At 64.8% G+C, this 11667-nt stretch carries 9 protein-coding genes; 4 read left to right on the forward strand and 5 right to left on the reverse strand.

What is annotated here, in order from left to right; translation table 11 throughout:
• Positions 1-340 precede the first annotated feature (340 nt).
• Together LG367_RS06130 and LG367_RS06135 are read left to right on the forward strand one after the other, a co-directional pair.
• Positions 341-1543: a hypothetical protein gene (locus tag LG367_RS06130; protein WP_226468339.1), complete on the forward strand. Its 1203-nt coding sequence runs from the start codon at positions 341-343 to the stop codon at positions 1541-1543.
• Positions 1544-1574: 31 nt separating this feature from the next.
• Entirely contained in the window at positions 1575-1868 is a 294-nt protein-coding gene (locus LG367_RS06135; RefSeq protein WP_226468340.1) for a P1/P2 acidic ribosomal protein, read from the forward strand.
• Positions 1869-1970: 102 nt separating this feature from the next.
• Here LG367_RS06135 and LG367_RS06140 read toward each other — a convergent pair whose 3' ends face one another.
• Positions 1971-3842: a DUF3857 domain-containing transglutaminase family protein gene (locus tag LG367_RS06140; protein WP_226468341.1), complete on the reverse strand. Its 1872-nt coding sequence runs from the start codon at positions 3840-3842 to the stop codon at positions 1971-1973.
• A gap of 136 nt (positions 3843-3978) precedes the next feature.
• On the opposite strand from LG367_RS06140, the gene LG367_RS06145 reads away from it, so the two are divergent.
• The gene (locus tag LG367_RS06145) at positions 3979-4671 is read left to right on the forward strand and encodes a 2OG-Fe(II) oxygenase (RefSeq protein ID WP_226468342.1); all 693 of its coding nucleotides are present in this window, start codon (positions 3979-3981) and stop codon (positions 4669-4671) included.
• 58 nt (positions 4672-4729) lie between these two features.
• On the opposite strand, the gene dnaJ is transcribed toward LG367_RS06145, so the two are convergent.
• From dnaJ to hrcA, 4 genes are all read right to left on the reverse strand, one after another.
• The gene (dnaJ, locus tag LG367_RS06150) at positions 4730-5854 is read right to left on the reverse strand and encodes a molecular chaperone DnaJ (RefSeq protein ID WP_226468343.1); all 1125 of its coding nucleotides are present in this window, start codon (positions 5852-5854) and stop codon (positions 4730-4732) included.
• A 122-nt stretch (positions 5855-5976) separates the two neighbouring features.
• Positions 5977-7896: a molecular chaperone DnaK gene (gene dnaK, locus LG367_RS06155; RefSeq protein ID WP_226468344.1), complete on the reverse strand. Its 1920-nt coding sequence runs from the start codon at positions 7894-7896 to the stop codon at positions 5977-5979.
• 127 nt (positions 7897-8023) lie between these two features.
• Positions 8024-8533 carry a nucleotide exchange factor GrpE gene (grpE, locus tag LG367_RS06160; protein WP_264179799.1) on the reverse strand — a complete coding sequence of 170 codons (510 nt, stop codon included), beginning with the start codon at positions 8531-8533 and terminating at the stop codon, positions 8024-8026.
• 230 nt (positions 8534-8763) lie between these two features.
• On the reverse strand, positions 8764-9831 hold the full coding sequence (gene hrcA / locus LG367_RS06165; RefSeq protein WP_226468345.1) for a heat-inducible transcriptional repressor HrcA: 1068 nt from the start codon (positions 9829-9831) through the stop codon (positions 8764-8766).
• Positions 9832-9962: 131 nt separating this feature from the next.
• Between hrcA and recN the strand changes: the two genes are divergently transcribed.
• Positions 9963-11630: a DNA repair protein RecN gene (gene recN, locus LG367_RS06170; RefSeq protein WP_226468346.1), complete on the forward strand. Its 1668-nt coding sequence runs from the start codon at positions 9963-9965 to the stop codon at positions 11628-11630.
• Positions 11631-11667: the final 37 nt, after the last annotated feature.

The raw sequence follows: 11667 nt of genomic DNA on the forward strand, positions 1-11667 counted from the left end.
CATGGCTCCCCCTGTCCCTGGAGTGAAGCGCGAAACCGTACTGCTAGGCGGGTAGTCATACGCTTGGCGACGGCGGCGCGTTGTGACATCACCGGCAAAAATTCGTGCTTGCCACGGATTACCAGGAAAACCTCACGCGGCCTGCCTCCCCGATGAGACATTTCATCGCCCGTGAAATTTTTTTAGTGCTTTGAAGCGGCACGATTTTTCGTGACTCTTGCGTGGATTTCGAGTTGCACACCGGCACGGCCCGCCTATGTTGGATCGCACCCATCCGCGCGGTATCCAAGGGGCAACCGACATGACAGCACTCGCGAAGCAAACCCGTAGCACTCTCGCCGTGACGACCCTCACAGGCCTGCTCGGCATTCTTCCGGCCATGCAGGCACACGCCATCATCCTGAGCGAAGAAGGTCACGCGGCCGGCGCGCAATGCGCCGCCAACGACGTGGCCGACAATGGCATCGCGGTCGGCACGTGCAGTCCGGCCAATGGTCATGGACCCAGCGTCCCCTGGGTGTCGCTGATCGTCGGTTTCGAAACTCCTCTGCTCCCCCTGGTGCAGGGTCAGAGCTGTTCGGCTGGCGGCATTACCGCTTCGGGCCTGATCGTGGGCTCCTGCGTCGATGAAAGGGACATCGGCATGGCGGTGACCTGGGAGGCCGCCGCGCCCGGCGATGTGCCGACGGAACTCAGGCCCCTGCAAGGCATCCTCGGCATTCTGGCCGACGTCAGCTCGAGCGTGAACGCCTACAACCAGGCCGGCGCCGTGGTGGGCGCAAGTCTGAGCGGGACGGCCAAGGCTACCGCGGTCATCTGGTTGCCGGGCAGCAATACTGCCGTTCCGGTGTCCACCGCCGCCGACAATTGCATCGCCGTCGACGTCAATGACGGCCTGATCAACGGTCGTCCCAGCGTGGCGCTGAATTGCCCCGGCGGCGGTGTGTTCCACGGCAAGATCGCCCGGGCCACTGGCCTGCTCGCCGGCTATGTGATCGCCAGCCTGCCGCTTCCCGCGGGAGCCAAGTTCTGTACCGTGAGCGCGATCAACGACACGAATCAGGCATTGGGTACCTGCCATTTCTCCGCGCCGGATGTTCCCGTCACCGCATTCTGGGCCAGTCCCAACAGCGCGCCGGAGTTGCTCGACGATTTGCAGGACAGTCCGCTCAACCGCGGCAAGTATCTCAACAACGCCGGGCATGCAGTGTTCGCCTACCGCACGGCCGAAGGACATCGTGGCGTTGGTTTCTGGGATCCCGCGACGGACGATTTCAGCCTGATTTCGCCGATCTCCGGCGGCGTCCGGGTGAGAGCGACCGGCTTGGCCGAGGACGACACCGTGGCGCTCGTCAGCGAGAACGCCGACGAAAACCTGCAGGCTGCGATCTGGGCGCCGGCGAACGGCACCGAGGCCATCGACTTGTTCCAGGGTGGCAAGGTCAGTGGATTGCAGGCGATTTCACCGAACGGCGATTGGGTGGTCGGTGTCGCCGAGGACGGTGCGCACAACACCAATGCGGTCTACGCGTTGCTCCCGTGATCCGCGTGAACACCATCAGGAGACGAATTCAATGAAACGAGAATTTTCATCCACGACCCTGCAATGGGGTGGCCTATTCGCTGGCCTGATTCTGGGATTCTTGGCCAGTCCCGCCAGCGCGTTTTATGTGGAAGACGAAAAAGAGTATGAGGCGCTATTGAAGCGCTCAGACCCGAGCGCAGATGATCTGAAGGAAGTCCTGGGCACGGTCGGCGCCGAAGCAGAGGACGACAGGATCAGGCTCTTACTCGCAGAAGCCAACGGCAAGGATGTGTCGGAACAGGCCGACGACGACGGTGAATCACAAGATGCTCCGACGTGGTGATTCGAGCTCGATATCGCCATTCCGTGAGGAACTGTGCCGTATTTGCTCATCAGCGCTTGCTGGCGGGTATGCCGCCAGCAAGCGCCCTGCTCCATCTCGTCATCACTGATAGACGACTTGCGCTTTCAGATTCGGCAACACTTTCTGGGTGAATTCCTTGTAGGCCTTGTTGAAGGCCGGCGTGCAGGTCGACCCCGGCGTGCGGTCGTCGAAGACGCGCTTGACCTTCAGCACGTTGCCTTTCAGTTCGTAGGTCGCCTTGTAGTCGAGAGCGTCGCCTGCCACGGCCAGATCCGGCGGCACCGCGACCACCTTCACCTGTTCCGGGAATTCGTAGACGTATTCCTCCTCGGAATAGCCACTCACGCAGCTCGTGTCGTTCTTCTCGTCGATCTCGCTGGTGGCCGAGCTGGCGAAATGCGCGACCGAGGAGATGTTGAAGAAGGCGGGCGCGATGCGGAAAGCACCGGGGATCGGCAGCATTTCCTTCACTTCGAACTCGCTGCTGTAGCTGTAGGTGTCGAGCAGTGGTTTGGGATCCTCAGACGTGAACGTGCCGCTGGCGATGAGGCCCATGTTCTGGAAGAAGTTTTTGGTCACGTCCTTGTAGGTGTCCTTGGACACGTCGCGGAACCCGGCACGTGCCGCGATCGCGTACATGCCGTTCAGCTCGACCTTGACCTTGCCGGTGACCGATCCGTCCGGCTGGATCTTCAGCACCGTGCTCATGCGTTGCCGGTTGCTGCCCAACGGCCATGCCGGCGTGCGGGCTTCCTTGCGTTCCCCGCCGACCGGCAGGATGGGCTTGCCGGCGCTCTGGATGGGCAGCATGCCGAACGGGATGCCCTTGGCCGTGGCATCGGCGTACAGGTCCAGCGACGGGATGTAATTGAAGACGTGATTGACCATCGAGGCGACCGGGATTTTCGGCAGCGTGTAGAGGTTGCCGGAGTTGATCAAGTCCTGTTCACTCGAAATGCCCTTGGCCGCCAGCAATGCCTGCAGCAGCGTCGCGTGGTCCTTGCAGTCGCCCATCTTGTTGTCGAGGATGAAATCGAGATCGTGCGGCACGACCGCGCCGAGGCCGATGCAGTTGCCGGCGTAGGTGATGTTGGTCGACACCCACTCGTACAGTGCCTTGGCGACATCGCGCGGTTGCTGCTTGCCGGCTGCGATCTCGTCGGCGAGCTTCTGGATGCGCGGCGTCACCGCGGCCTTCGGCAAAGCGCGCTTGCCGTAGGCATCGGCGATGTCGGCATAGCTGCGGAAGGTGGAATAAGCCACCGCGATGCTCTTTTCGATGTCGTAGATGGCGGCCGCATCGTCCTTGTTCTTCTTTGGCGCGGTATTGCTGTACGACCATTCCAGCAGTCTGCGGCCATCCTTGGTCTCGTCGCGGGTTTGCTTCAGATTCCAGGCCTGGTATTGCGCTTGCAGCGAAACCGGCGCATCGATGCTGATCCGTCCGTCGCCGTAGTAGGTGTCGCTGGAGAAACCATCGACGACAGAGAACTGGCCGTCGAACATCGGCTTGCTGGCCACGAGCTTGTAGGAGAAGACCACCGTGTCGCCGACGGCGAGTTCCGGAAACACCACGGTGAGCGAGCTGTAATCGGAAAACACCGGCCCGCCGTCGCCCTTGCCGCCGTTGGTCTGCACCTGGTAGTTCGACTTGGGCACGTCGATGCGGCGACCGTCCGGCTTGAGCGTATAGGCCTGCAGCACCTCGGCTTTCTGGATGCTGGTGCTGTAGCTGATCGAAGCTTCCTTCACCGCTTCCAGCGCCTGTTCCTTGAGCACCTTCAGCGCCCACTCGCGCTGCTCCACATAGGAACCGTCGGCATTGACGATGTAAGCGGTGTGATCGCGTTCGTTCTGCACGAAACGTTCGGGCGCTTCTTCCTCGGCGACAGCATTGAATGCGCACAGCATGGCGAGCGCCGCCAGCAGCCGGCGACCCGATCGATGTTTCAACATAAATCCCCCGTAAAGACGAATCCTTCGCCTGTTCAGTGGGAAATCCTACCGGAAAATCGTTCCGGAATTGGCCCGGGAATCGGCGCTATGATCCGACACGAACAGGGGGCCGACTTCGCAACCGCTGCTGGAGTTGCCGATCGCCATGCTGCTCGATCCCGCTCGTCTCGATCGTCCGGATGTACAGGTCAGTGAGGCGCCGTTCGCGTTCATGATCGCGCCGGCGCAGTTGCCGGAGGCCGAACGCGGTGCCCTCGCCGCCGATTTCCCGCGCTATGGCAGCGCCGGGTTCTTCCCGTACCGGGACGAGGATTGCGGAAGCTCGATACGGGCACTGGTGGCCGAGATGACGTCGCCGGCGTTCGCGGACGCACTCGGTGCCCGGCTCGGGCTGGGACGGCTGTCCGAGCGGCCGTCGATCGTCACGGTAAGCGATGCGGTCAACCGGCGCCACGGCACGATCCATACCGACAGCAAATCGAAGATCGCCACCGCCCTGCTCTATCTCAACGAAGACTGGCCGCGGACCAGCGAGGGCTGTCTGCGCTTCCTGCATCGCGGCGACGACATTGAGGCGCTGGCGGCGCCGGAGATCCGGCCGGTGTACGGCACGTTGGTGGCGTTCCGGCGCGCCGACAATTCCTGGCACGGGCATCTGCCGTTCGAGGGCGAGCGCCGGGTGATCCAGGTGGCGTGGCTGACCAGCGCGGAGGAGCTGGAGCGCAAGAATCGCCGGGGACGGTTCTCGCGCTTCGTGAAGAAGATCGTGGGTTCGCTGGATGCCCGCTGGGGCGCGCGGCGTGGCGTCAATGCGCGCCATGATTGATGAAAATAAGCCGTCATTCCCATGCGGGTGGGAATGGTGAGCAAGAACGACTCCGTCGTTACGACGTCATGCGTTCCCAGAAACCTTTGACACCATCGACGAAGGTGCTCGACTTCGGCGAATGTCGCCGCGCGCCCTCGCCCACGAAGGTGGCTTCGAACTTGTCCAGCAATTCGCGTTGCTCGGTGGTGAGGTTGACCGGCGTCTCGACCACGACCTTGCAGTAGAGATCGCCGACGCCACGGCTGCGCACCGACTTCACGCCCTTCTCGCGCAGGCGGAACACCCTGCCGGTCTGGGTTTCGGCGGGAATGCGGATCTCGGCTTCGCCGTTGAGCGTGGGCACGCGCACAACATCGCCGAGCGCTGCCTGGGAAATGCGGATCGGCACCTCGCAATGCAGATCGTCGCCGTCGCGCTCGAAAATCTCGTGCGGACGCACGCGAACCTCGACGTAGAGATCGCCGGGCGGCGATCCGGGCGGACCGGCCTCGCCCTCGCCGGACAGGCGGATACGGTCGCCATTGTCGACGCCGGCCGGAATCTTCACCGACAGCACTTTCTCTTCCTCGACGCGTCCGTTGCCGCGGCAGACCTTGCACGGGCTCTTGAACGTCTGGCCGCGCCCATGGCAATCCGGGCATGGCTGCTGCATCGAGAAGATGCCGCGCTGGAAGCGGACCTGGCCACGACCGTGGCAGGTGCCGCAGGTTTCGAGCTTGCCGTCTTCCGAGCCGGTGCCGTTGCAGGGCGCGCAGGCGATCAGGGTGGGGATCTCGACGCGTTTCTCGGTGCCGGCGACGGCTTCCTCGAGATCGAGTTCCATCACATAGCCGACGTCGGCGCCGCGGCGCGGACCGCGCGCGCCACCGCCGCCGAAGATGTTTCCGAAAATATCGCCGAAGATGTCGCCCATGTCGGCGAAACCGGGGCCGGCGTTGCCGCCGCCCATGCCATGCTCGAACGCGGCGTGGCCGTGCTGGTCGTACATGCGGCGCTTGCCGCCGTCGGACAGCACTTCGTAGGCTTCCTTGCACTCCTTGAACGCGGCTTCCGCGGCCTTGTCGCCGGGATTGCGGTCAGGGTGGTGCTTCATCGCGCAGCGGCGATAAGCCTTCTTCAGCTCATCGTCGCTGGCGTTGCGGGCTACGCCCAGAACTTCGTAGTAATCGCGTTTGCTCATGAAAGCCGGGAGCCGGTAAACGGAAGCCGGGAGCCGGAATGCGGTAACAGGTCTTGCTTTCCTGTTACCAGATACCGGTTACCGGCTGCCTGATGGACGACATTGGGAACGCAGGGTACGCGTTACTTCTTGTCTTCGTCTTTGACTTCGGTGAACTCGGCATCGACCACGTCGTCGCTCTTCGGCGCGGAGCCACCGGCGTCGCCGGCATGGTCTCCGCCCGACTGCGCCGCGGCGGCGGCGAACAGCGACTGCGCCGCTTCCTCCAGCGCCTTCGACTTGGCTTCGATCTGCGCCTTGTCGTCGCCCTTCATCGCCGTTTCCAGCTCGGCGATCGCGCCTTCGGTGCGGCCGATCACATCGCCCGGCACCTTGTCGCCGCTGTCCTTGATCGCGCCGCGCGCGGTGTGGATCAGCGCGTCGGCGTGGTTGCGGGCGGTGACGAGGTCGTGGAACTTCTTGTCTTCCTCGCGATGCGCCTCGGCATCGGCGACCATGCGCTGGATCTCGTCGTCCGACAGGCCCGAGCCGGCCTTGATCTCGACCTTCTGTTCCTTGCCGGTCTTCTTGTCCTTGGCGGTGACGTGGACGATGCCGTTGGCGTCGATATCGAAGGACACCTCCACCTGCGGCATGCCACGCGGCGCCGCGTCGATGCCGGTCAGGTCGAACTTGGCCAGCGACTTGTTGTAGCGGGCCTGTTCGCGCTCACCCTGCAGCACGTGCACGGTGACGGCGGACTGGTTGTCCTCGGCAGTGGAGAAGGTCTGCGAGGCCTTGGTCGGGATCGTGGTGTTCTTCTCGATGATCTTAGTGAACACGCCGCCCAGGGTCTCGATGCCCAGCGACAGCGGAGTCACGTCGAGCAGCAGCACGTCCTTCACGTCGCCGGCGAGCACGCCGCCCTGCACTGCCGCGCCAATGGCGACGGCTTCGTCCGGGTTGACGTCCTTGCGCGGTTCCTTGCCGAAGAACTCGGCCACGGCCTGCTGCACCTTCGGCATGCGGGTCTGGCCGCCGACCAGGATCACCTCGGCGATGTCACCGGCGCGCAGGCCGGCGTCGTTGAGCGCGGTGCGGCAGGGATCGATGGTCTTCTTGACCAGATCCTCGACCAGCGATTCGAGCTTGGCGCGGGTCAGCTTGATGTTCAGGTGCTTCGGACCGGAGGCGTCCGCCGTCACGTACGGCAGGTTCACTTCGGTCTGCTGCGAGGACGACAGTTCGATCTTGGCGCGCTCGGCCGCGTCCTTCAGGCGCTGCAGGGCCAGCGGGTCCTTGCGCAGATCGATGCCCTGGTCCTTCTGGAATTCGTCGACGAGATAGTCGATGACGCGCTTGTCGAAATCTTCGCCGCCGAGGAAGGTGTCACCGTTGGTGGACAGCACTTCGAACTGCTTCTCGCCGTCGACGTTGGCGATCTCGATGATCGAGACGTCGAAGGTGCCGCCGCCGAGGTCGTACACGGCGATCTTGCGGTCACCGCCTTCCTTGTCGAGGCCGTAGGCAAGCGCGGCCGCGGTCGGTTCGTTGATGATGCGCTTGACGTCGAGACCGGCGATGCGGCCCGCGTCCTTGGTGGCTTGGCGCTGGCTGTCGTTGAAGTAGGCCGGCACGGTGATGACGGCTTCGGTGACGGTCTCGCCGAGATAGGCTTCGGCCGTCTTCTTCATCTTCTCCAGCACGCGCGCGGAGACTTCCTGCGGCGCCAGGTTCTTGCCGTCGGACGTCGCCACCCAGGCATCGCCGTTGTCGTGGGCGACGATGCCGTAGGGCACGAGGTCGAGGTCCTTCTTCACTTCCGCGTCGGTGAACTTGCGGCCGATCAGGCGCTTCACCGCGTAGAAGGTGTTCTTGGGGTTGGTGACGGCCTGGCGCTTGGCGCTGGCGCCGACCAGGACTTCGCCGTCCTTGCTGTAGGCCACGATCGACGGCGTGGTGCGATCACCCTCGCTGTTCTCGATGACGCGGGCCTTGCCGCCTTCCATGATCGCCACGCACGAGTTGGTCGTGCCGAGATCGATGCCGATGATTTTTGCCATTGCTGTTTCCCTCTCGGAATTTCTGTTTTTGCGTTTGGCGGCCGCGCCGCCACTAGGGGCTATCTGGGGCCGGGAGTCGGCTGTTCAAGCATCTGTCGTGACAAGTGCCCTGCCCGGTTGCGTTCATTCAGTCGTGCTTGGCCACCACCACCAGCGCCGGACGCAACAGGCGCTCGTTGAGGAGATAGCCCTTCTGGAACAGCTGCGCGACCGCGCCCGGCGGCACGTTCGGTGCCTCGACCAGGCTCATGGCCTGATGCTTTTCCGGGTCGAAGGTGTCGCCGGCCAGCGGCGCGACTTCGGTGAGGCCATTGTTCTCGGCGATGCGGTGCAATTGCTTCAGGGTCAGCTCGAGGCCTTCGCGCAGCGGGTCGGATTCGGCCGCCGCGGCCAGGCCGGCTTCCATGCTGTCGAACAGCGGCAGCAGGTCGGCGAGCAGGCGCTCGTTGGCGAATTTGCGGGCGACCTCGATGTCGCGGGCTAGGCGCTTGCGCTGGTTGTCCAGATCGGCGCGTTCGAGCAGGAACTGCGCGCGCAGTTGCTCGATCTCGGCCTTCAGCGCCTCGATGACGTCGGCCTGGGTGTCGGCTTCCGGGGCCGTCTGGGCATTGGGGTCGAACTGCGGTTCTGTGGTCATTGCATATCCAGTCGAGGTTGCTTTTTTCCTTCTCCCGCCGGGAGAAGGTGGCGCGCAGCGCCGGATGAGGGCGAGAGAACGACTCGTCTGGAAACGTTCCCGTGGGTTGGAATTCACCCGCCCTCATCCGCCCCTTCGGGGCACCTTCTCCCGTGGGGAGAAGGGAGAACCGGCGATATGTGCCGGCCGGGCTTAGCTATGGGGCCCGCCGCTCCCGTTTCAACCCTGGTTCAACCCCGATCCTCGCCCAGCGCCGCCCCGAGCACTTCCGCCGTCGCCTGCACGACCGGGATGACGCGATCGTAGGCCATGCGCGTGGGGCCGATCACCCCGAGCACGCCCAGCACGCGTCCGCCGGCGGCATACGGCGCCGTGACCAGCGAGACGCCTTCCAGCGGCGCCAGTCCGGTTTCCTCACCAATGAAGATGCGCACGCCGGGGGCGCGCACGGTGCGCTCCAGCAATTGCAGGATCTCGCGCTTGCGGGCGAAGGCTTCGAACAGGTCGCGCAGGCGGTCGAGGTCGGACAGGTCCTGCACGCCGATCAGGCGCGTCTGGCCGGCGACGACCATGTCGTCGTTGCCGCGGTCGATCACCTCCGGCGCCAGCACCTGCTCGGCCAGTTCGACCGTGTGCGAGAGCAGGCTCTCCATCTCGTTCTGCGCCACCCGCATCTCGTGCAGCAGCGTGGAGCGGATCTCGGACAGCGGACGGCCGGCGAAATTGACGTTGAGGTAATTGGCCACGCGCTCCAGTTCGCCCGGATCGAAAACGCGGCGCGGCTCGACGATGCGGTTCTGCACGTCGTTGTCGGCGAACACCAGGATCGCCATCACCCGCTTGCCGTCGAGCGGTACGAAATCGATGTGGCGGAAGGCGAACTGCTCGCGTCGCGGCACGCTGACCACGCCGACGAAATGCGTCATCGCCGAGACCAGTTCCGAGGCGCTGCCGAGCAGCGACTGGGTGCCGCTGCCGGCCGGCAGTTCGTTCTTCAGGCGCGCGACCTCGCTATCCGGCAGCGGCCGCACCTGCAGCAGCGAATCGACGAAGACGCGGTAGCCCTGCGGCGTCGGCACGCGTCCGCTGGAGGTGTGCGGCGCCGACAGCAGGCCGATTTCCTCCAGGTCGGAGAGGATGTTGCGGATCGTCGCCGGACTGACATCGAGCCCGGCATGCCGCGCCAGCGTTTGCGAGCCGACCGGCTCGCCGTCGCGGATGTGGCGCGCGATCAGAGTGCGCAGCAGCTGGCGCGCACGCGGATCGAGCGTCGGATCGCGGTCTGGGGAACGGGTCATCTTGCGAACTTCGCTCAAGAGCTCGGGCTGTCCGGTCGGGTCGCTGACGATATAAGCCCGCCTTCGCCAAGTCGCAAGCCTTGCGTCTCCCCGATGACATGCTGCGGGGCCGCACGGCACACTAGTGCAGCATGCTCATACGTCTCGCCATCAAGGATTTCGCCGTCGTCACGGCGAGCGAACTGGAATTCGGCCCAGGGTTGACCGTCATTTCCGGCGAAACCGGCGCCGGCAAGTCGCTATTGGTGGACGCGCTGGGCTTCCTGTCCGGCCAGCGTGCCGACAGCGGCATGGTGCGGCATGGCAGCGAGCGCGCCGAACTGCACGCCGAATTCGACCTCGGCGACGCGCCAGCGGCGCGGGCCTGGCTGCGCGAACAGGAACTCGATGACGGCGATGCCTGCCAGCTGCGCCGTACCCTGCGCGCCGACGGCGGTTCGCGCGCTTGGATCAACGGCCGTCCGGCTTCGTTGACGCAACTGGCGGAACTGGCCGCGTGCCTGGTCGAGATCCACGGCCAGCACGAACATCAGGCGCTGCTGTCCAAGCCGAGCCAGCTCGCCCTGCTCGATGCCTTCGGCGGCCACGATGCCGCGCTGGCGCAGGTGGGTGCCGCTTCACGCCGTTGGAGCGGCCTGCTGCGCGAGCGCGACACGCTCTCCAAGACCGGTGACGTGTCCGAACGCAGCGCCTGGCTGCGTCATCAACTCGACGAACTCGAACGCGAATCGCTGGCGCCCGAAGCGATCGCCGAACTCAATGCCACGCATCGCCGCCATGCCCACGCCGCCGGCTTGATCGCCGCCTGCGAGAGCGCCCTCGCCCGGCTCGGCGGCGACGAATCGCCGGCTTTGCCGCAACAGTTGCAACAACTGCGCAATGAACTGGCGCGCGTGCAGGAACACGAACCGCGCCTGGCCGAGGTGGACGCGATGCTGGAAGCCGCGGCCATCCAGATCGATGAAGCCGCGGTGCTGCTCGATCGCGTGCGCGCCGATCTTGATCTCGATCCGGCGCAGTTCGACGAACTGGAAGGCAGGCTGTCGCGCATCCACGATCTCGCCCGCAAGCATCGTGTCACGCCGGAGGGTTTGGCCGCGCACCGTGACGCCATGGCGCAAGAGTTCGAGAACCTGCGCAATGCCGGCGTCCGCCTGCAGGTGCTTGATGGTGAAATCCAGGCCGCCACCGCCGATTGGCGCAAGGCCGCGGATACCTTGAGCAAGGCGCGGGCAAAGGCCGCGAAGACGCTGTCGACGAAGACCTCGGCGCTGATTTCCGAACTCGGCATGGGCGGCGGCCGCTTCGAGGTCACGCTGGAACCGTTGACGGAAAGCCGCCCTGATCCACAGGGTGCCGAACGGGTCGAGTTCCTGGTGTCGGCGAACGCCGGCCAGCCCCCGCGCGCGTTGCGCAAGGTGGCTTCGGGCGGCGAACTGTCGCGCATCTCGCTGGCCATCGAAGTCGCCGCGCTCGGCTCGGACGCGGTACCGACGATGGTGTTCGACGAAGTCGATTCCGGCATCGGCGGCGCGGTCGCCGAGATCGTCGGCCAGAAGCTGCGCGCGCTCGGCGACAAGCGCCAGGCCCTGTGCGTGACGCATCTGCCGCAGGTCGCCGCGCAAGGTCATGCCCACTATCGCGTCAGCAAGGCCGTGGCGTCCGGCGTCACCCAGAGCGCGGTGCAATTGCTCGACGCCAAGCAGCGGCAGGAAGAACTGGCACGGATGCTCGGCGGCGTCGAAGTCAGCAGCGAGGCACGCGCGGCGGCGAAACGCCTGTTGCGGGACGCCGGATGACGCGAAGGGCTGGATTCCCTTCTTCTGCGAATCCTCA

Source organism: Luteimonas panaciterrae, assembly GCF_020511115.1.
Taxonomy (GTDB): Bacteria; Pseudomonadota; Gammaproteobacteria; order Xanthomonadales; family Xanthomonadaceae; genus Luteimonas; species Luteimonas panaciterrae.